This is a genomic window from Acinetobacter sp. FDAARGOS_515, assembly GCF_003938865.1.
Taxonomy (GTDB): domain Bacteria; phylum Pseudomonadota; class Gammaproteobacteria; order Pseudomonadales; family Moraxellaceae; genus Acinetobacter; species Acinetobacter ursingii.
In genome coordinates this window covers 1,039,284-1,061,022 of the sequence record NZ_RKIX01000003.1, presented here as the reverse complement: position 1 = coordinate 1,061,022, position 21,739 = coordinate 1,039,284, and the positions used below count along the sequence as shown (strand labels likewise).

The 21,739-nt window shown below is 37.3% G+C and carries 20 protein-coding genes; 14 read left to right on the top strand and 6 right to left on the bottom strand.

The window, feature by feature from the left end:
* The first annotated feature begins 18 nt into the window (after positions 1–18).
* Positions 19–729, top strand: coding sequence for a hypothetical protein (locus EGS47_RS06475; protein WP_125269382.1), 711 nt, complete (start codon positions 19–21; stop codon positions 727–729).
* On the opposite strand, the gene uvrA is transcribed toward EGS47_RS06475, so the two are convergent.
* Positions 718–3,552: an excinuclease ABC subunit UvrA gene (gene uvrA, locus EGS47_RS06470; protein ID WP_004992018.1), complete on the bottom strand. Its 2,835-nt coding sequence runs from the start codon at positions 3,550–3,552 to the stop codon at positions 718–720. The genes EGS47_RS06475 and uvrA overlap by 12 nt on opposite strands.
* Positions 3,553–3,746: 194 nt before the next feature.
* Between uvrA and EGS47_RS06465 the strand changes: the two genes are divergently transcribed.
* The gene (locus EGS47_RS06465; protein ID WP_125269381.1) at positions 3,747–4,100 is read left to right on the top strand and encodes a DUF1304 domain-containing protein; all 354 of its coding nucleotides are present in this window, start codon (positions 3,747–3,749) and stop codon (positions 4,098–4,100) included.
* Between the two features lie 96 nt (positions 4,101–4,196).
* Here the strand turns inward: EGS47_RS06465 and EGS47_RS06460 are convergent, their stop codons facing one another.
* The gene (locus tag EGS47_RS06460) at positions 4,197–4,571 is read right to left on the bottom strand and encodes a hypothetical protein (protein WP_044436797.1); all 375 of its coding nucleotides are present in this window, start codon (positions 4,569–4,571) and stop codon (positions 4,197–4,199) included.
* Between the two features lie 206 nt (positions 4,572–4,777).
* Between EGS47_RS06460 and EGS47_RS06455 the strand changes: the two genes are divergently transcribed.
* A complete protein-coding gene (locus tag EGS47_RS06455) occupies positions 4,778–5,122 on the top strand; it encodes a GlpM family protein (protein WP_004992011.1) in 345 nt (114 codons plus the stop codon).
* Between the two features lie 20 nt (positions 5,123–5,142).
* A complete protein-coding gene (locus EGS47_RS06450; RefSeq protein WP_125269380.1) occupies positions 5,143–5,427 on the top strand; it encodes a YciI family protein in 285 nt (94 codons plus the stop codon).
* A gap of 64 nt (positions 5,428–5,491) precedes the next feature.
* Here EGS47_RS06450 and tenA read toward each other — a convergent pair whose 3' ends face one another.
* Positions 5,492–6,163 carry a thiaminase II gene (gene tenA / locus EGS47_RS06445; RefSeq protein WP_125269379.1) on the bottom strand — a complete coding sequence of 224 codons (672 nt, stop codon included), beginning with the start codon at positions 6,161–6,163 and terminating at the stop codon, positions 5,492–5,494.
* Between the two features lie 194 nt (positions 6,164–6,357).
* Here tenA and EGS47_RS06440 point away from each other — a divergent pair, with 194 nt between their 5' ends.
* The 7 genes from EGS47_RS06440 (at position 6,358) to EGS47_RS06410 (ending at position 15,028) form a co-directional block, all read left to right on the top strand.
* On the top strand, positions 6,358–7,437 hold the full coding sequence (locus tag EGS47_RS06440; RefSeq protein WP_125269378.1) for a DUF475 domain-containing protein: 1,080 nt from the start codon (positions 6,358–6,360) through the stop codon (positions 7,435–7,437).
* Between the two features lie 143 nt (positions 7,438–7,580).
* On the top strand, positions 7,581–8,945 hold the full coding sequence (locus EGS47_RS06435) for an MFS transporter (protein ID WP_125269377.1): 1,365 nt from the start codon (positions 7,581–7,583) through the stop codon (positions 8,943–8,945).
* 51 nt (positions 8,946–8,996) lie between these two features.
* Complete coding sequence (gene ssb, locus EGS47_RS06430) at positions 8,997–9,560, top strand: single-stranded DNA-binding protein (RefSeq protein WP_125269376.1); 564 nt, start codon at positions 8,997–8,999, stop codon at positions 9,558–9,560.
* A 155-nt stretch (positions 9,561–9,715) separates the two neighbouring features.
* Positions 9,716–10,942, top strand: coding sequence for a site-specific integrase (locus EGS47_RS06425; RefSeq protein ID WP_023271142.1), 1,227 nt, complete (start codon positions 9,716–9,718; stop codon positions 10,940–10,942).
* Entirely contained in the window at positions 10,935–12,491 is a 1,557-nt protein-coding gene (locus EGS47_RS06420) for a site-specific integrase (RefSeq protein WP_023271143.1), read from the top strand. Before EGS47_RS06425 ends, EGS47_RS06420 begins: the two co-directional genes overlap by 8 nt.
* Complete coding sequence (locus EGS47_RS06415) at positions 12,484–14,607, top strand: hypothetical protein (protein WP_002122037.1); 2,124 nt, start codon at positions 12,484–12,486, stop codon at positions 14,605–14,607. The genes EGS47_RS06420 and EGS47_RS06415 overlap by 8 nt, the downstream gene beginning before the upstream one ends.
* A 1-nt stretch (position 14,608) precedes the next feature.
* Entirely contained in the window at positions 14,609–15,028 is a 420-nt protein-coding gene (locus EGS47_RS06410; protein WP_002122059.1) for a hypothetical protein, read from the top strand.
* A gap of 65 nt (positions 15,029–15,093) precedes the next feature.
* Here EGS47_RS06410 and EGS47_RS06405 read toward each other — a convergent pair whose 3' ends face one another.
* Together EGS47_RS06405 and EGS47_RS18380 are read right to left on the bottom strand one after the other, a co-directional pair.
* The gene (locus EGS47_RS06405) at positions 15,094–17,205 is read right to left on the bottom strand and encodes a hypothetical protein (RefSeq protein ID WP_023271144.1); all 2,112 of its coding nucleotides are present in this window, start codon (positions 17,203–17,205) and stop codon (positions 15,094–15,096) included.
* A gap of 15 nt (positions 17,206–17,220) precedes the next feature.
* Positions 17,221–17,385 carry a hypothetical protein gene (locus tag EGS47_RS18380; protein WP_002122045.1) on the bottom strand — a complete coding sequence of 55 codons (165 nt, stop codon included), beginning with the start codon at positions 17,383–17,385 and terminating at the stop codon, positions 17,221–17,223.
* Positions 17,386–18,061: 676 nt separating this feature from the next.
* On the opposite strand from EGS47_RS18380, the gene EGS47_RS06400 reads away from it, so the two are divergent.
* The 3 genes from EGS47_RS06400 to EGS47_RS18620 all read left to right on the top strand — a co-directional run bounded on the left by EGS47_RS06400 (position 18,062) and on the right by EGS47_RS18620 (position 19,334).
* On the top strand, positions 18,062–18,670 hold the full coding sequence (locus tag EGS47_RS06400) for a hypothetical protein (RefSeq protein ID WP_002121867.1): 609 nt from the start codon (positions 18,062–18,064) through the stop codon (positions 18,668–18,670).
* A 264-nt stretch (positions 18,671–18,934) separates the two neighbouring features.
* Complete coding sequence (locus EGS47_RS18375; RefSeq protein WP_002122031.1) at positions 18,935–19,105, top strand: hypothetical protein; 171 nt, start codon at positions 18,935–18,937, stop codon at positions 19,103–19,105.
* 1 nt (position 19,106) lies between these two features.
* Positions 19,107–19,334: a helix-turn-helix domain-containing protein gene (locus EGS47_RS18620; RefSeq protein WP_228711795.1), complete on the top strand. Its 228-nt coding sequence runs from the start codon at positions 19,107–19,109 to the stop codon at positions 19,332–19,334.
* A 196-nt stretch (positions 19,335–19,530) separates the two neighbouring features.
* On the opposite strand, the gene EGS47_RS06390 is transcribed toward EGS47_RS18620, so the two are convergent.
* Entirely contained in the window at positions 19,531–21,738 is a 2,208-nt protein-coding gene (locus EGS47_RS06390; RefSeq protein WP_002117386.1) for a S8 family peptidase, read from the bottom strand.
* Position 21,739 lies beyond the last annotated feature (1 nt).

The following is a 21,739-nucleotide window of genomic DNA, read 5'->3' as shown; positions in this document are numbered from 1 at the left end:
TAATTAAATAGCAATATCATGGCTTTAAAATTTATATATAAAGTGATGCATAAAAAATACTTAGAACAAATTTATATAGAAATTCAAAACCGCCATTTTTTATGGAAAAAAATTTCTAGAATTTCTAAAGAATATAGTGTAGATGACATCATACAAGAAGCTTGGGTTTTTGCTTGCAATGAGTGGAAACAGGGAGATTTTTTCGAAATCGATAATGAAGATCACTGGAAATATTTATATGGAGCGATGTACAAGCATTTTGTTGAATGGTCTGAAAAACATAGCCGCTATGGTATACAAATTGATCAAGCATATACCAATCATAATTTCGATGAATGTACGCATCCATTATTAAGAGAATTATGTGCAGATGAAAGCAATGAACCTTTAGCGTATTTGGAGAAACAAGAGAGTGAAAATCAGCAGTTGAATATATTTTCAGAAAAAATCAGATTACTTGGATTCTCAAAATTGGCAGCTTTGTTAAGCTTGTCCCACAGTTTTAACTCATCAAGAATGCATACATCGTTACTTATGAATATGTCTTATTCTTGGTTTTACCCATGTGAAAAAGCATTCCAAACTTTATATTTAAATCAACTATCGATTTTTGATGAAATGAATCCTCAAATTGAAAGTGAACAACTCCAAACATGGCGAAAATTTAGAGTTGTTCTAGGAAAGAGGCAAAATATGAAGATAGATCTACAACTGCCCTTAGATTTTTAACATCGGCTTTAAGAAACGTCCTGTATGTGAAATCTCAACTTCAGCCACTTGTTCAGGTGTACCTTCGGCAATAATCTGACCGCCACCAGAACCACCTTCTGGGCCTAAGTCGATCACCCAGTCTGCGGTTTTAATCACGTCTAGATTATGCTCAATCACCACAATAGTATTACCTTTATTACGCAGCTCATGCAAAATATCCAGAAGCTTGGCAATATCATGGAAATGTAGCCCTGTGGTCGGTTCATCCAGCACATACAGAGTTTTACCCGTATCACGCTTGGCCAGTTCACGTGCCAATTTTACCCGCTGTGCCTCGCCCCCTGAAAGTGTGGTTGCTGCCTGACCTAAACGAATATAACCTAAGCCCACTTGAGTCAGTGTTTCCAAACGGCGGTGAATCACAGGAATGGCATTAAAAAATTCTGCGCCATCTTCGACCGTCATCTCTAAAACATCAGAAATATTTTTACCTTTATAGGTGACTTCCAGCGTTTCACGATTATAGCGTTTACCATGACAGGCATCACAAGGCACATACATGTCAGGTAAAAAGTGCATGGCGACTTTAATCATGCCATCGCCTTCACACACTTCACAGCGACCGCCTTTCACGTTAAATGAAAAACGTCCTGCGGCATAACCACGTGCTTTGGCTTCAGGCGTTTGCGCAAATAATTCACGAATTGGAGTAAATAAACCCGTATAGGTTGCAGGATTCGAGCGTGGCGTACGTCCGATCGGGCTTTGATCGATATCCACGACTTTATCCAGATGTTGCAACCCATCAATCGAATCAAATTTTTCTGCGGTGAGTGTGGTTGCACCATTCAATTGTGTTGCAGCTAATGGCAACAAAGTACGGTTAATTAAGGTAGATTTACCTGAGCCTGAAACCCCTGTGACACAGGTCATAATGCCTAAGGGAATGGTCAGATCGACATTTTTCAGGTTATGACCTGCTGCGCCAGAAAGCTTGATTTTCTGATCAGGTGTAGGGGATTGCAGACGTTGTTTCGGGACTTCAATTTTTAAAGCGCCCGATAAATATTGACCTGTCAGAGAGTCAGCATGATTTGCCAATTCTTCATAGGTTCCTTCGGCGATGATTTCACCACCATGTATACCTGCACCTGGGCCAATATCAATAATATGATCGGCAGCGCGAATGGCATCTTCATCATGCTCCACCACCAAAACCGTATTGCCCAAATCACGCAAGCGAATCAGGGTTTGCAACAAACGGTCATTGTCACGTTGATGTAGACCAATCGAGGGTTCATCCAGTACGTACATCACGCCCATTAAACCAGCGCCAATTTGTGAGGCGAGACGAATACGCTGCGCTTCACCACCTGAAAGCGTTTCGGCTGAACGTGCTAGACTCAAATAATTGAGTCCGACACTGACCAAAAAGTGTAAGCGCTCACGAATTTCTTTAAAGATTTTATCGGCAATTTCACCTTTGGCACCGTCAAGATTTAAGTCCTGATAATAGCTTTCTGCATCACCAATCGACATGCTGGTAATGTCAGCAATGGTTTTATCCTTGACTTTGACATGGCGTGAAATTTCATTCAGACGTGAACCGCCACAGGCATCACAGGCGGCATTGGATAAATATTGTGCCAAGTCGTCACGAACATAATTACTTTCGGTTTCACGATAACGACGTTCTAGATGAGTAATCACGCCCTCAAAAGGAATCACTCGATTATGTTTGCGACCTCGTTCATCGATATAACTCAGGTCAATTTTTTCTTTGCCTGTGCCATATAAAAATTTCTTTTGCGTGTCTTTATCCAGTGTATTCCACGGCTCATCCAGCGAATAACCAAAATGTTCAGCCACTTTCTGCAGCATCGAATAATAGTACGGGCGTTGACGATCCCAGCCACGAATCGCACCTTGGCTCAAAGATAAATCAGGCGTAGGAATCAGTTTTTCTGGACTAAAATGACTACGTGTTCCCAAACCATCACAGACAGGACAAGCACCGAAAGGGTTATTAAACGAGAACATCCGCGGTTCGAGTTCTGCCACCGCACGGTCACATTCAGGGCAGGAGTGTTTGGCAGAAAATACACGATCAGGCTGTTCGTCTTTCATCCACGATAAAATTGCCAGATCACCACCTAAACGCAGCGCCGTTTCAAAGGATTCCGCAATCCGATTGCCTAGATCGTCTCGCACTTTAAAACGATCCACGACCACTTCAATGGTATGTTTTTTCTTTTTATCTAGTTCTGGTGGGCTATCTATATCGATAATTTCCCCATCAACACGTGCGCGCACGAACCCCTGACCTTGCAGTTGTTCAAACAGTTGTGAATATTCACCTTTACGTTCGCGAACTACGGGCGCCAGTAGCATTAACGCTGTGCCTTCTTCCAGTGCCTTAACCGCATCGACCATTTCAGACACGGTTTGCGCCACCATCGGTAAATCATGTTCAGGACAATAAGGCGTACCGACACGGGCATAGAGCAAACGCAAGTAGTCGTAAATCTCGGTAATCGTCCCGACCGTTGAACGGGGGTTGTGACTGGTGGATTTCTGTTCAATCGCAATCGCAGGACTTAAACCCTCAATGGCATCCACATCAGGTTTTTCCATTTGCGATAAAAACTGACGCGCGTATGCGGATAGCGATTCGACGTAGCGACGCTGACCTTCAGCGTATAAGGTATCAAAGGCTAAAGAGGATTTACCTGAGCCTGAGAGTCCCGTAATCACCACAAACTTATCGCGTGGAATATCGAGAGACACGTTTTTTAAGTTATGGGTACGCGCACCTCGAATACGGATATGACTTTGGCTCATAAAATGATCCTAAACGAATTTTAAAAAGGTATATATGATAGCGCATGAAAAATGTTCAAGCATGAAATTTACCATTTTATGCGTCAATTTGTGTCGGCAGAAAACAAACAGAATAAACTTTTATACACATGAAGATAAATCCGTTATATTTAGAGTTCTAAAAATGAACTTGATCAAAAAATAGGATCATCATCATGTTGGCTAAAATACTGATCACACTTATCGCATTGTTACATGTGTATATCTTGATACTCGAAATGTTTTTATGGGATCGGCCTTATGGACTCAAGGCATTTGGGAATACGCTAGAAAAAGCACAACTCACCAAAGTTCTGGCACAAAATCAGGGTTTATATAATGGTTTTCTTGCCGCAGGTTTGTTTTGGTCATTGTTTGCTCCTGCAAGTTATGCAGTGCCTTTGGCCACTTTCTTTTTGAGTTGTGTTTTGGTGGCAGGGATCTATGGCGGACTTACAGCAAGTCGCAAAATTATTTATATTCAGGCAATACCTGCATTGCTTGGCTTACTGGCTGTGTACTTATTATAAAAATCTTATGAAAACTGGACCAAGCGAATAAAAAAAAGCACAACTTAAGCTGTGCTTTGGAGTCAATTGGGAGACAGTTTTTGTAATTGTTATTCTTTAGCAAGCCATTGCAAAATCACGTTCAAAAATAGATTCGACTTGTTCAAAGGCAATGCGTTTGGGTTGATTATGCTGTGAAAAAGAATAATGAATCACCTGTGCTTCTAATTGTGATAGTAATTGTTCATAGTCTTGCTCAAAGTGTTCTAAATCCATCAAATCAACACGTTTGGGATGGTTACAATTATATTTGGCAATAAAATCCAGCATCAATTTTTGTATTTTTCGGTTGGTAAAATAAATCAAATAGGTCGCTGCTGAACCACAATGTAAACAGCCTTTATTGATATAAATTTCTTCGTTTGCATACCAGCATTGGCGCAAGGTAATCATGGCATTCATCGCTTCACTACCTTGAGTTTCTATCAGCATTATGTTCTCCCACACGGTCGTGCCATAAATATTCAAGTTAAGTAAATAATAATCATTATCAAATAAGAATGCTTGAACTTGACCAAAATTGCAAGCCAAATTTGTAAAATTGCATCGTAGATTTTGAGTTGAATACGGCTAGACTTCTATTTTTTTACGAGAAAAAGGAGTAAGTTCAATAGCATTGTTCCAGTGTTCTTTGTCTCATGATCGGGTTGTTTTTTAAATGCGCCTTAGGTGCGGCTGTGGTATTGCTGATTTCTTTATTGTCCAAAAGCCGATCGTTTTATATTGCGGGTTTGGTCCCGTTATTTCCCACTTTTGCATTGATTGCACATGTGATTGTATTTGGACAACAAGGCGCTGAAGCGTTGCGCAAAACAGCGTTATTTGGATTGTGGTCACTAATTCCATATGCCATTTATCTTGGAACGGTGTATTACCTTGCAGATCGGGTCTCGATTGGGATGTGTCTCAGCTTTGCAACATTGGCATGGGTATTGGCTGCGGCAATTTTGTTATATGGCTGGACGTCTTTTTATTCTGCTTAAGGCTTGAGGTTGAAAATACAATGTTTATTGTCAGCTTAAATTATATCAAACCCCTCAATGAAGTTGATGCGTTGATCCAGCCACATATTGACTGGTTGAACCGATATTTTGCGGAAGGTCTTTTTATTAGTGCGGGGCGCAAACAGCCACGTACTGGTGGTGTAATCTTGGTCAAAACCATGCCTCGTGAACAACTTGAGCATATTCTACAACAAGATCCTTTTCAGCAAGTTGCAGACTATCAGATTACAGAAGTTACTTTTTCCAAGACGGGGCTGGAGTTTGAGCAACTTCTAAATTGCTGATCGAAGCGATATACCTCCATCAGCATGTAGTGGAATATTCTCAAACGATGTTAAAAGAGAGGCGTCATTGTGTGAGCCCCATCCATTGTCGTTGCTGATAAGCACTATCCCAAAACAACCATTCTAGTTTTGCACCCATGGTATAGGCTGCATGCATTTTGGCTTTGGTGTCATCGTCACAACGCGCTGCGACTTTATCGACAGTGGCAATCACATTGCGGACAGCAGTGTGAAACTCTTCTCCCGAATAAGTATCAATCCAAGCCTGATATGGATTATTCACCACTGATTTTTCTACGATATCTTTACCCACTTCCGCATAAATCCAGAAACATGGTAACAACGCGGCTAACACCACTGAATAACTTTCAGACCATGCTGTCGCGGTTAAAAATGAAGTATAGTGATGACAGGCAAGCGTCAGCGGAGTGTTTTCAAATTGTTGCTTGCTAATGTCAAAATGCTGCATAAAGTCATTGTGTAAACTGCGTTCTACGATAATTGCGATTTTGGCCGCCTCAGCGAACTGAATCACATCATCTGCATCAAACGCTTTTGCTGCGGCAACTGCCAAAGCACGGCCATAGGCCAGTAAATAATGTGCATCCTGAATCACATAATGACCAAAAGCATCGGCAGATAAAGTCCCTGCGGCAAGCTCCTGATTAAACGGAAGATTCAGTGTTTTTTGATAAAGTTCAATATTATTGTGCCAAAGCTCTTGGGTAAAACTCATCTGTTTTGCTCTAAATTCCAAAGATCATCCGCCCAGACTATAACAAAATTTTGTTATGCGTAGCCGTAGCGATACTTTATTAATTTTGCCTTAAGATTTTACTAAAAAATGATAAAAGTCATCTGCAAGCACGCTGAAAACGCGCATAATATGCAGCGAAATCCTAATTTTAATATTTTTGATTCAGGGCACGCATGAAGCATTTCCGTTTTTCGATTTTTTTTACCGTGATTTGTTTGGCTTTGTCAGCTTATTGGGGCTATACCCATGGGCCAGAGGCCGGCATTTCGACGATGTTTAAAGCCCTAACCATTACTGCAATCCTAGCGGTGATGGAAGTGTCTTTATCTTTTGATAATGCCGTGGTCAATGCTTCAGTGTTACGCAACTGGGATCATTTCTGGAAAATGATATTTTTAACCATTGGTATTTTGGTTGCCGTATTTGGTATGCGTCTGATTTTTCCAATCGTCATTGTGGCGGTCACTGCCGATATGGGGATGTTGGAAGTAGTACAAATGGCATTGAACGATCCTGCGACTTATTCACAGCGTTTGATGGAACATCATCCTGAAATCGCAGCCTTTGGTGGTACGTTCTTGTTGATGGTCTTTTTAAACTTCTTCTTTGATGATGGCAAAGATACTCACTGGTTTAGATGGTTAGAATCCAAGCTCTCGCATTTGGCCAGTGTTCCTGCAATGTCGGTATTTATTGCGCTTATTGCCTTGCTGATCATGTCTGCACAAGTGACAGATGAAAAACGTCTGGTGGTGACCATGGCGGGGATCTGGGGCTTAGTGATTTATATTGGGGTACAAGTACTCAGCCACTTACTAGGCGGTGAACCTGAAGTGGATGAAGAAGGCAATGCAGTCAAACATGATGAAAATGGTGCAGTGACGGGAGTGGTAAAAGCTGGTTTCGGTGGATTTTTATATCTTGAAGTTTTAGATGCTTCATTTAGTTTCGATGGTGTGATTGGCGCATTTGCGATTACCAGTGATGTCGTAATCATTATGCTTGGCTTGGCCATTGGAGCGATCTTTGTGCGTTCCATGACGATCTATTTGGTGGAAAAAGGCACACTTGATGCCTATATCTTCCTTGAGCATGGTGCGCATTATGCGATTGGGGCACTGGCTTTTATCATGCTTGCCAGTGGTACGGGTGTCCATATTCCAGAAGTGGTGACGGGTTTAATTGGGGTGGCATTTATTGTTTGGGCGGTGATTGCATCGATCCAATATCGCAAGCACCAACCATCGAGTTAAGCAAATTTTCAGTCTAATCAACTAAATTAGCAGGGTGTTTTTACACCCTGCTTGGTTTTATGTTCACAAGAAATTGAAGGAATGTAGCGAAGTTTTGATGTGAATACCCTATAATTTGTACAGGTTAAATTCAGCGTAATAAGATGATGAATGCTATAGAACGTCGCTCAACTTTTGCATTAAGCAGTATTTTTGCCCTGCGAATGTTGGGATTGTTCATGATTATTCCCGTGTTTTCTATCGCAGGTCAGTCTTACCAATATGCAACACCTGCGTTGATTGGCTTGGCTGTGGGTATTTATGGTCTAAGTCAGGCGATTTTACAGATTCCATTTAGCCTTTGGGCAGACCGTTTTAGCCGTAAACCTCTCATTATTTTAGGGCTGGTACTTTTTGCACTGGGTGGTGCCATTGCCGCAATGTCTCATACTATTTACGGTGTGATTATTGGACGTGCGATTGCAGGCGCAGGGGCTGTGTCAGCCGTGGTTATGGCACTTCTGGCCGATGTTACCCGTGAAGAACAGCGGACTAAAGCTATGGCAGTGATGGGCATGAGTATTGGTTTGTCTTTTGTTATCGCGTTTAGCTTAGGGCCGTGGTTGACCAGTCAGGTGGGCATCTCTGGTTTATTCTGGGTCACCACGGTCATGGGGATTGCAGCTATTTTTATGTTGATGCTGGTGCCGAAAGTCACTCGACATCATCGTAATTTTCGCCAAGGTTATCTGGCTCAGCTCAAACAAGTCATCCAGATGAGCGATTTAAATCGATTACATGTTTCGGTTTTTTCATTGCATTTGCTGCTGACAGCCATGTTTATTTACGTGCCATCGCAGTTAATCGAGTTTGGCAATATTCCTTTAGCTAAACACGGTATGGTGTATTTACCGCTTTTGGTGATCAGCCTGTTTTTTGCGTTTCCTAGTATTATTGTTGCGGAAAAATATCGCAAAATGCGCGGGATTTTTCTAACAGCAATTTTGGGCATTATTGCAGGTTTACTGATCTTAATTTTTGGCTATGAGTCCAAATATATTCTGTTATTAGGCTTGGGTTTATTTTTTATTGCCTTCAATGTCATGGAAGCACTGTTACCCTCATGGTTATCCAAATCTGCGCCGCTTCAGTCTAAGGCCACCGCGATGGGGATTAATGCCAGTAGCCAGTTTTTAGGGGCTTTTTTTGGGGGGGTGCTGGGTGGTCAGCTTTTAATGTTACATAATACTTCGCTTGGTTGGAGTATTTTGGCTGGCATTGCTATGATCTGGTTGCTGATTAGTTTTGGTCTGGCGCAGCCGCGTTATTTATCTTCAATCGTATTGCCCTTACCTGAATTAAAACAAACAGATGAATGGACTTCAAAACTATTGGCGATTCGTGGTATTGAAGAAGTGGTGGTGATGGCTGAGCAAAAAGTAGCGTATATTAAAGTTGATAAGCAGGTGATCGATGGTACTGGGCGACAACATTTAACGCACTTGATAGGCTCAGAGGTAGCCATTTAAGCATAACTCTTATAAAGTAAAACACAGAAATACATAGGAAGAAATTAGCTAATGCGTGGTGTGAATAAAGTTATTTTAGTTGGTACTTTAGGACGTGATCCAGAAACCAAAACTTTTCCAAATGGAGGTTCACTGACTCAGTTTTCAATTGCGACCAGTGAATCTTGGACAGATAAAAATACAGGTGAGCGTAAAGAGCAAACCGAATGGCATCGTATTGTCTTGCATAATCGTTTAGGGGAAATTGCACAGCAATATTTGCGTAAAGGATCAAAAGTTTATATTGAAGGTTCTTTGCGTACTCGCCAGTGGACGGATCAAAACGGACAGGAACGCTATACCACTGAAATTCGTGGTGAGCAAATGCAGATGTTGGATTCTCGTCAGCAAGGGGATCAGGCAATGGGCGGCGGTAATGATTTTAATCAGCCACGTTTTAATAATGCTCCACAACAGTCTGGCTATGGTCAAAGTAATGGCTCTAATCAGGGTAACTATGCCAATAATTCTTCTGGCGGTTATGGCAATGCGGGCAACAATAATCCAGGCGGTTTTGCGCCAAAAGCACCTGCTGCACCAGCGCCTTCTGATTTGGATGATGATTTGCCGTTCTAGTACACCCTAGAGACTATGTTTTGTAAAGTTTATTAAATTATTCTTTATTAGCAGTTAGTTACAAATAAAATTTACAGATACCAGAAATGGTTCTGTAAATTTTTTTATTTATATCTTATGATATTTAATACTTAGATATTTTGTTAAATTTAATTATGATGTCTGTTAAAAGATTTGTAATGAGTAGTGGAGAGAGATTTGCTGTTCTTTTGAATAGTGATGGTGTTCCTATGACTTATCCAAATTTATATACGATCATTCATTTAAGAAATCGTGGTCAATCAATCAATACAATTTCTGCTTTTTTGGAAGATATTAAGTTGCTCTTTCAGTTGTTGGATAAGTTAGGAATTGACTTGGAACAAAGGATAAAAAGTAAAGATTTTTTAAAACTAAACGAAATAGAAGCTATAGTAAATTTAACCAGTTTCAATCGCAGTCGATTAGGTGGGGCAGATTCAAAAAAAAAGATCATAAGTTTTCCAAAAAGTAATAATAAAGAGCGATCTAGAGCAAAATTGGTTGTTACTCAGGACTATGTATCTAAACAATTAATATATAGGCGGTTAACTAATTTTGCTGAATATATTGGATGGTTTGAGACGCATCTTCATTCATCAGCAATAACAAGTACAAAACGTTTGTTAAAATCTCGTAGACCTCGTAAGTCCATGGATATTCAGTCTGAATACAAATCTTTTGATAGTGATCAATTAAATAAAATTTTCAAGGCGGTTGATCCTGATAATCAGAATCGTATCTGGACATCAGATTATCTAACTTATAGAAATGAGCTAATTATCTATTTATTTTTATATCTTGGATGTCGTAAAGGTGAATTATTAAATTTAAAGATTACAGATATAACCCTTTCTCAAGGTGTTACATCATATCTTACTATTAGGCGTAATCCTCATGATGGTAGTGATTCTAGGCTATATCAACCTTTGGTTAAAACTAGAAGTCGATCAATTGCAGTCAATAAAAATCTGAAGAAAAAATTAGAAACTTATATTTTAAATTATAGGTCAACAGTACCTAATGCAGAGCTAACAGACTTTTTGATTTTATCAAATAAAGGCCAGCCTTTATCAATCAATGCCTTAGATAAAATATTTTATGAAATTTCTAAAGTTGTTCTATTCAATGTACATGCTCATGCATTTAGACATACTTGGAATGATAAATTTTCTGAGAAGTCACAAATCCTAGTGGAAAAAGGCAAAACCACAGAATCACAAGTTGAAAATGATCGTGCATATCTGATGGGGTGGATACCTAACTCACAAAGCGCAAGAAGATATTCAAGGCGTTCAGAGAATAAGCGTGCCGTAGAGTTTGGTTTAATTATCCAAGAAAAATTTGAGGATGAAAATGAATAAATCAATCCAAATTGATAGTTTCGATGAATTACAAAATACCTTTACCTCATTTAAAGGTTATAAAGTTGATATTTATGATGATATATGGGTGTTAGATATTAATCAGCAAGTAAATATGTCGAATCTCTCGAAATTTTCGGAGGAAGTTAGGTCTGATGTTTTAAATACCTTTGTACACTTTGCTAAATATAGCTCAAGCACACATGCTACAGAAATGATCCGCTATGCACTTAAGTATCCCGATCTGACAGGAGAGTCAGAAATTACTTTAAAAGGAATTTTAGAATATAAAAACTATTATAATGATAAAAAATACGAGTATAAGTTAGCAAAATTTAGAGTCTTTTTAAAAAAACTCTATGATTTGGGTTATTCCTCAGTAGATGGTGAAATTTACGATTTAATAGATTCATGGAGATTAAGTGGCAATGACAAAGGAGTAGCAGTCCTTTCCCTTGATCCAGATGAAGGCCCATTTAGCTCATTTGAATTTCAAGCAATTATCACTAGAACCAACGAATATTTAGCAGAAAATAAGATTTCTTATTACGAGGCTGCTCTAATTCGTGTTTTTTGTGCGACTGGTAGACGACCAATTCAAATTTCAGGATTAAAGGTGAAAGACCTATATGTGTCGGATAAATATAATTTTAATGATAAAAATGCAGTTCATATCCTTAACATTCCGAGAGCTAAAGTTAGAGGTGCTAGTGGATTCCGATTTGCTTTTAATGAAGTGGGAATTCGGGAAAGTATTGCGAAAATCTTATTTGAACATATTCAAATTTTAAAACAGAAATTAGCAAAGCAAATAAAGCGAGAAGTATCTGAACAGGAGCTTTCAGAGTTGCCAATTTTCTATGATATTAAGGTGTTAGCCAATCTAGATTGGAGCAATGAAAAAGAAATTTCTCAAATTTTGCCAACAGAAATTATTCATTTACCTACTATCAAATTAACTCAAATATTGAGAGATGCTGTTCAAAAACTTGGTGTCCGTTCAAGAGAAACCGGTAAACCAATACATATCACTGCATATCGGTTTCGCTATACGCTTGGAACAAATGCGGCTAGGCAAAAAGCAGGTGTGAATGTCATTGCAAAGCTGTTAGATCATCATGATACGCAAAATGCACACTGTTATGTACAGAGTGTTCCTGAAATTGCACAACAAATCTCATCCATCATGGATGAAAGCTTACGCAAATATGCAGATGCTTTTCAGGGGAAAGTTGTAAAGGATGAGATTGAGGCTCAATCACAAGTTAAAGAGGCGAATAGAATTTCTTGTGTAGAACAGGATTGTGATGTCGGCTCATGTGGTACACATCAATACTGTAACGATCACGCACCAATCGCATGTTATCTGTGTAGCAAGTTTATGCCTTGGGCAAATGCACCGCATCATCTGGTTCTAGAGCAATTAATTAAAGAACGGGATGATCTAATTACGATGGGGTGTAGCCTTGAGGTCGCTGCTGTGAATGACCGAACAATTATTGCCGTTCAGCAAGTAATTGATGCTTGTAAGGAGTTTAATCATGGATAATTTAATATATTTTCCATCTGACAAAATCCAATCTCCTTACTCTGAAATAAAGCGGTTTATTGATTTTGTTAAACAGTTATCAGAATTAAATGAAGATATTAGATTTGATGAGAATTATTGGAAAGGTGAAGTCAACTTTGTCAAAACGGGTATTTCATCCAAAGATAGATTATCTGAAAATCTTTTGCATCATTCAATTCTAGAATTTGCCAAAGCGTATATTAAGTATCAGAAAATTAAGAGTAAGTTAAAAACCCAAGATACAATTCTTTCAATTCGGGCAATAGAACAAATATGCTTAGACCGATATGGTGAAGTTGATTTAACTAAATTGGCTATTGCCGATTTTGACTTGGCTGCTGAAAATGCAAAAGTAAATTATAAAGCGAGTTCTGCTTACCATGTAGGTAGACAATTAAAGATTCTATTGGATTTTCTTCGCCAATTAAAAATAGTTGTTTTACCAGAATGGAAAAATCCAATTAAAAAGCCTTCTGAAAAATCAATTGTGTTAGATGCAGAGTCAGAGGAACATCGAGCTTCTAAACTTCCTGATGAGGATGCTATTTTTGCATTAGCTGATATTTTCTCACGGAAAGATTCAGAATTGTCTGATAGAGATATTTTTGTCACCAGTGCTGTGAGTTTGCTTCTAGCTGCGCCAGAACGAGCATCAGAGCTATTTTTCTTAAAGCATAATTGTATCCATGAGGAAGAAGTCCAAACGCTTTCTAAGAGCAGTTTAGGGCTTACAGCAGATGGTTCTAATATTGAGACAGTATTGGGTATTAGGTGGTATGCACAGAAAAATTATGGGCATGACATTAAATACATTCCCAGTGTCATGATCCCAACGGTAAAACGGGCTATTGAACGTTTGATTAGGATGTCAGAAAAGCCTAGACATTTAGCATATTTGCTTGAAACAAGCGATAAATTTCCAAGACATGAGCTTTGTCCTGATGTGCGGGATCATCAATTATTAAAACGTAGTGAAGTATTGATGGCAATGGGCTTTGATGCGTCACTATTGGATGCTCGTCAAGCAAATAACAGTGGAAGACAATTTTTAATAACTCGTGATATTCCTATTAGTGATTACGAAGTCAGTCTGAATGATTTAAATATTATTCTGCGAAGGAGGCTACCCCAAGGCTTTCCTTATGTACCTTTTAAAACTGGTAATGGAGTTAAGGTTAAGTGGTCAGAAGCTTTATTTTGTAGTTTCGCAAACCAATTTCATAGTGATAAATTAACCATTTTTTCAGAATTATGGATGCCACATATTGATACTTTAAATGAGGATTTATCTCCCACGAAAAAAAAGAAGAAAGGACGTGATGAGTTAGTAAATGTTCAATCCATTTTCCAACGGTGGGGATATGGTGACTACAGTGTGTCTACCCATCAATTTAGGCATCTTCTCAATACGATAGCAAATACCAATGGAATGGATAGCATGTTACTCGCTAAATGGTCAGGGCGGGCTGATATGAAGCAAAATCGAGTATATGACCATACTTCGGTTGAAGATCGTAATTATGGCTTAATTGAGATGCAGAAAAATGAGGTTGGTACAGTAAATACTGATAGTACATTTACATTCCAAATAGCTACACCTCGAACTATGCAAGAGCTAAATACCAAAACAACATTGTCCATGCACACTACCGAGTTTGGACTTTGTACACATTCTTATATTGATGAACCCTGCCTAAAGTATAGAAACTGTCTTAATTGTACAGAGCATGTCTGTATTAAGGGGGATGATGAAAAGAAAAAACGGCTTCAAGATCGACTTAGAAAAGAAAAAATCTTATGGGCAAAGGATAAGGAGGCTGTTAGTAAAAATGTTACTGGTTCAACGGTCTGGTTGCACATTAGAGAGCTTACAATTAAACGTTGTGAACAGATGATTGCTCTACTGGATGATCCAAACATTCCCGATGGAACACCTTTGAGTTTGCCCCCTTCTGAAGATGTTACACATCTCGATTTAGCGTATCAAAAAGCAGGTCTTAAACGTATCCCCGTTATTGAGAATACTCAACGGAAAAAGATAGAGGACGAACCACATTTGCTCAGTCCTGCATTGCAAATGGATTTATGGATTTGATATGGCACAGCATTTAACCGATAAAGACATCGAGAATATTGTTGAGCTTCTTGATTATTGGCCTTTAGATCAGAAATTGACTTGGGAGCGGCTATGTCAGGCCATTGAGCTACAGCTCGAACTTGTGCCTGCACCAACTCGTCAAACTTTACAGAAATATGTGCGGGTAAAGAATGCCTATGATCAATGCAAAAAACCCAAAGCTACGCAGGTTAAAAATAATTCAACACAGAAATTGCCTGCTAGTTTAAAAATTGCTCAAACTAAAATTGAGGCTTTGGAAGCTAAGAATGCCAGATTGGAAAAAGAGAACGCTATGCTATTGGAACAGTTTGTAGTGTGGCAATACAACGCCCACAAGTATGGACTAAGTATTACTAAGTTAAATGAACCGCTGAGCAAGAAAAGTTCAGATTCATGATAATTAATTTCTACTCTGAAAATAGAGCTGATAGCTTATTATGAGAAAAATAAAGTAATAAGTTATTATACAGATGGAATATATTCAATAGTTTCATTTTCTTCAAAGATGAAAATTGACTTAAAGAAATCTATCGCATTTTTGAGATATAAATCCTTATTAATATAGTCACCACTGTATCTTCCTGATTTGGCATTAATAGTCCATTTATTGTCATTCTGATAGTGGATTTCTCCAGCTATACGAGCAGATTGAAAACCTGTCAGACAAGGATGACCTTGATTATTAATTTCTTCTCCAATTAATAATGCCCCATCTTCTGATATGGCCCATAGCATATGTTTTAATGAACCATTTTTAAGTTTTATACAATGTATATTGAAATTTAAATTTGAGAAAGAGTAAAATTTATCCTTTGTAATATTGTTAACAATGTCCATATTTTTAATCTCAGAATCTTTAATATATTTGGGGGCTCTTAGGCCACCAAAGCGATTGTTTAGATCCTGAATATAGTTTAACTCACTCTCTTTTAAAAACCTTATAAAAGATGAGTAAAAAGTTTCTGAAGCTTCTACTGATTGGATATGTTGGTAAGAAAAATCAGAATTTGCATATTGTTTAAATAATTCTAAGATAGGATCTGAAGCAAATTTATTAAATACATAGATTCCTGCTATAACATTTCCTTGGGGAATTTGTGTAGCATCAAAAAGGATTGAAAAAGCCTTTGCTCCACGAAACACAAAACTTGCGACCCAATGAAATTTTGCATAATTTGTTGTTAAAAATTTAATTTTTTCTTGTTTTAACGTTTGTATCTCATCTTTAGTTATTTTTTCTTCTGGGTCATCAGGATCTTTTACTATAATTTTACTTGCAATAACAGTATCTTTAATACTTGAAATATCTAATAACTCAATATTATAACTAATAATATTATTGTTATTTACTTCAATGCCGCTTGTTTTCACCAAAGCTAAATAAATCTCTTTTATAAGTTTACAAGTATTGTATACATAGGTTACAGGTAATCTTACTTTTTTTCTTGCTGGAATGATCAAGCTGTCTGGAAATAAAATTTCGTTAGGTGGAAGCCATTTTCCATCTTCATCTTTTAACTGTAAAGCAAGACCCCATTGTTGTTCTTTGTTTAAAGATTCATTTATTAAAACTAACTCTAATGATTTATCAGTGATTTTATAAAAAGTGGCTCTTACAAATGGCCCTAAACGATCATCATGTAAATACAAGGCAATGGATTGCTCACTTTTCTCTCTATTAAACTTATAACCGAGTACAGTGACAGCATGCCCTGCTAATTGAGATAAACTACCATCATTTTCAATTTTATTGACATCTACCCCAAGAATTAAAGGTATTTTACTATCTATATGGGTTTTTATATGAGATAAAAAATCTTGGTAAGAAATATTCTTAAGTGAGTAAGAGTGATGTTTCAGTTTTTCAACATCTAAAGCTCTTAAGATTTGTTTATTTGATAATTCACTTTTAGGGAAGTAATTATTTGAGTTAGCTATATGATTTATTGCATTTGTTGTAATTTCACTGCAAGCGGGAATTTCATTAATAGCACGCCAACTCATCGCATGCAATGCAGTCCAGATTGAAGTTGTCGCGCAGGCCGAAACCACTTTATCCTGCTCTTGGAAAGCTACTGATTCAACTTGTAATTTAATGCCAAAAAGATTGACCTCATACAGTCTTGTAATGCATTTCTTATCAGAGTTGTAAATATTAAAGTCAGGATATAATTTTAAGCAGGTTCTGCCAATAAAAGTCTGATTTAGTGGTTTTATAACCATAAATCCTAAGTATGAATTTTGTAGTTTATCTAATTTTTTTCTTTCAAATTTTGATAAACAGGAATTAATATAGTTGTGATTAATTTCTTCGGAAAAGAAGTGTAGTCTTGCAGATAAGTAACCATTATTATTGAAGCTTTTTATATAATATCGTGAATAATCTTCTAAATAATCTTTATCTAGATATTCTTTTTCTAAAAGAATACTTTTAGCCTTTATATTGCTTAAATATCTATATATATACTTTATTTGTACCTTACTAATGATATCAGGAAAAGATGAATCAAATGTCTCCTTAATTAAATTCCCTAAAGTAAGCTCACTAAATTGACATATCAAAAAAGAATTCATAAATAAAACAAAGATTTAAAGGCTGTAAGTTCTAGATAAAAAAGTTTGAGTTGGAGCTTGAGCTCGAGCTTTAGCTTGAAACTCTTTTTCAGCCTTTTCTAAATGCTCTTTAAGCTTAGTTATATGTTGCTCATTAATAACAACATTGCGAGCAGCATTTGTAAAATCTTTGTTTTTCATAGTTTTTATAACCATAAAAATTCGGTGAGTTCTTCTATTGTATCACTAATTAATCTTATAATAAATATATCTTCGAACTTTTATGTACATGAAAAGATTAAAACATTAAATTCTTGATAATTAAGAGCGTCAGCATGCGCATCAGATCCTTAAAAATAGTGTTTATAAAAACCTTATATCAAACTAATTGACTGAACAGTTACTTAAATCTATCATTCCTTTGCTGACCTAAATTGTCAGTCGGTTTTGACAGGCCGTGGCGTATAGCGTACCTGATTCATACTTTTTCAAGTGTGGATTTATGTGCGAAACCCTCGTGTTCCCCCTTTGCGGTAGAACGGGAGGGGGACGCTTCGTGCGTGCTGGTTCTATATGCCCAGTCTGTCAACCCCCTCTTTGTTCTACCACCATCATTTGACAGTGATTTGGTAGAACCTTTATTCGCATATAGGAATTTATCATGTCTCATTCATCTTTTCTCATCTGTGTTTCGACATATGTTCAACCTCGTTATATCGGTGAACGGGGAATAAAGAGCTAATTCTTAATTAGCTGTATTAAAAAATTTTTAAATAGAACAATTCATAAGGTGGATGGCTAAGTCACGCCTATAAAATACACTTTTTTATCCCCTTGTGATTGTGAAGTATTACATTGAACATGTGTGGGAATAACTATGACTGAATTAACGAAACCAAAAATCATTCCAATCAAAAACTACCCAAAAAAATCCAAATTATTTTTAAAATGTGTGATCTTGCCAATTGTGATTTTTCTCATTGTCGCCAAAATTTTTTCCTTTGGCGCTTTTGCCTATATCTTCTTTGGCTTTGACCTATTCTGGTTTGTGATCATTTACTACCTATATCAATACGGAAATACCTACTTTGATGGGATGACCGAACAACTGAAACGTCAGGGTGAAACCTTTAATTATCAAAATCGTGGAGTCTGGATTAACAGTCAGGATAAGACAATCATCCTGTTTGATCAGCCCGATCAACGCCTAGTCAAATATTCTTTCGACTATATTACCTCTGTAGGCCATTATAACTTGGCCGAAGATCGCTTCAGTGCCACAACTACAGTGATTAGTAACCCGATGATGGGAACACATATTAACCAACGTGAGCATAGAACACCAATGAAGCGAGAGTTTCAAGTTAACATTGGGACAAGAGATAAATTCAAACCTAACAATAGCCTAAAAGTGCTATTCCCTTGGCGCAGTCCTCAAATGGCAAGTGAAATCCGCCAGTTACTCTCGGCTGATCATTATCAATAACAAATATTAGAAAGGTAGTAAAAGCGAGATGATTTCAAAAAAATTATGCCATCTGTCCAAATGGCGGGATGTTGCGGTTCCGGTGAATGATAATAGCTATATTATCAAGATCAATCGAACTTCACGCTATGACTATAATCTGCATGGCGAGGATTATTATACAAAACAGAAATAACCATCTTAAAATAGTGCAGCTCGTTGACACCTATCCTCCTGTTTCTGGAAATAGGAATCGGAGGATATTATGAGAAAAGGGAAATATCTGTGAATATTAAACCGATTAGAAATGAGGATGATCTTACTAACGCTTTTATCCGTTTAGAAAGCATCTTTCAGGCAGATAAAGGAACACCTGAAGCCGAAGAAATGGAAATTTTAGTTGATCTTATTGAAGCTTATGAAGACAAATATTACTCAATCAAATATAGACTATAAAGTGGTATTAGCAAAAGTATTACTTAATACTGCTGATCAGCTCGGTTTAAAGCAATCACAGGTTGCAGCTGTGATTGGAGTGCATCGTAGCTCGATCAGCCGCTTAAAAGCCAATCTTGTACTTGACCCTGCATCTAAGCAAGGAGAACTGGCCTTATTGCTCATGCGTGTTTATCATGTGGTAGATGCGTTGAGTGGTGGTGATCCACAGTGGAAAACTACTTCATGAATTCCTATAACAAGGCGATCAGAGGCGTACCTATTGAGCAGATTCAGAGCATCGGTGGTTTACTCTCTTTACTAAATTTAGTTGAGGTGAATCACTTAAGAAATAATGGGTTATAGTTGATAAAAATTAAATTTTTAAGTAATTATTTAAAAATAGTTAGCAAATATTTTAATTGCTAACTATTTTTGAAGACTAATTAAGATTGAATTTGAATTGGTAAATCAATTTGTGGTTCTATTTCAGATAGAATGTGTGAATACTCATTCAGAATATCAGTAAATATATCCTGATTTTTAGGCGCTTCAATAGTAACCAGAAATGCATATTTTATTGGTCTTGCTCTAGAGCCGGCATCTGCTCCATTTTCTCTTGCAGAATAATGTAATTCAAAAGCAGGTTCTTCCATACTGCTTCCTCGTTTATTCACTTGATTATGAAGTACAGTTTCCCATTTTCCTGCATCGGATCTTAATTCTGCTTCTGTTGCAAATGTAGTCTGCTTGAAAAATGGCTGAGATCCTTTCCCTATTTTAGGATTCCATTTAATTGTGATGCCTGCTTTTGTATACATTGCAGAGTCTTGGGGGTCAGTATCACAAGCTATACAGCATGTAGCTTTAATAGAAATCATTCCATTTATACCATCAGATGGGATTGGTAACGGAACGTTTAAGTATTTGCCGGGATTTAACTCTCCTTGGTATAGGATTTTAACAACACCATCTGGTGAAACAATAAAATCATTTAAGTTTTCTGGAATTTTTCCCCAACCAATATGATTTTTAGATTCATCATTTTTAATTGAGTTATGTATTAACAAAGCTTTAATTGCCATAAGAGAAACTTGTTCTCCTAGCACAGCTCGTATTCCGACAGCACTTCTTAATAGATAGGGGGCGGAAAAACTGGTTCCACAAGTTGGAACAATTTGTGAAGAATTTAGTTCATGAGGAATATGAAAATACTGATCAGGTGAACCACCAAAAGCTAAAAGGTCTGGCTTTATGCGCCCTGGGGATCTGCCAGGCCCGATAGCACTATAGCTTGCTTTTTTCCAATGAGAATCAATATGGGTAGATGCCCCAACAGATAAAGCATTGATACAATCAGATGGGACTTGAATTCGACAGAGACCTGCCTCTAAATCACTCTCGCCATTATTACCAGCAGCGATAGTTAAAAATGTTTCACCATCTGCTAGGTAACTATCAATTAATGATGTCCAAGGATGAATTTCATCATCATCAATAGGTAGGTTAGGCCCTAAACTTAGATTCAAAAACTCATACTGACGAGATAACAGAATATCTTCGATATGATTTAAGGTTCGATACAGTTCTAAAGGATTCTCATATATTATTTTACTATCTACTACTCGGTGATGATCTACGTAGGAATATGGCTTCGTATTAATTAAACCGGGCTTTAATGGGCCAAATAGAAATGCAGATGTGACTCCCAACCCGTGACTCAGCCCATCTTCATGATCTTTTGCAGTATTATCTGCAAGTTTATAGTTTTTAACCCATGGTTCTAATATATGGGTCTCTGGTAATCCACCATCTAATATTGCTACTTTAATAGATGAATCTAAAGGCTTTTGTTTAGCAATAGAAATATTTGCAGAAATAGGTAGAGCCTTAAAGATTGGGGTAAAAGATCGGAGTGTTGGAATTGGGCGAATAACACGAACAAAAGAAAACTTAGCTAATTCATGAACTAAATTTTCATCGCCAACACAAGGAACAAACCATAGATTAGAAATTCCGATAGCTAAATCTGCGCGAATTTCTAACCCTAATTTTTGGGCAAATTTAATAAATTCACGCTTAATGAACTCAGTGTCGCCTGATGGGAGTAAATGTAAGCCAATTTCAAAATATCCTTGAACTTGCTCAGGATTATTTTTAATTTTTGAATCTGGTTGAACAAACTCAATGTCCCATATTTTTTCTAAGTCTGTTATTAGAGCATCTTCATCTGTTAATTCTTCTAATGAATTTTTAAATTCACTCAGTTGAGATCTTTTTACCGCAATAAATAATTTAGTTGTTGGGGTTTCTTCGGGCGCTGCGACTTTATTCCATTTGTCAGGTAGGATTTTTGTTGATTTACTTCCTAGGTTTACACCACCAAAAGATCTAAGAAACTTGGATGGGAATGCTGTTTTTGCTATGAATGATGGGTGTAAAGTTATTGCGCTAACTGTTAAGTCTTTTGGACATAACTCGTTATTTAGATTATTTGAGCTCTCAATTAGCTTATTTAGCTGAGGAATTAACCTTGTTTTAATTTCATCGGCTGAATAAAGTGGTACTTTATCCATTTTCCTTTTTGGGCCGGGAACTTGCTTGGTAAGTAATTCAGCATTACCAATTAAATAGTTAATTTTTTTAGTTGACATG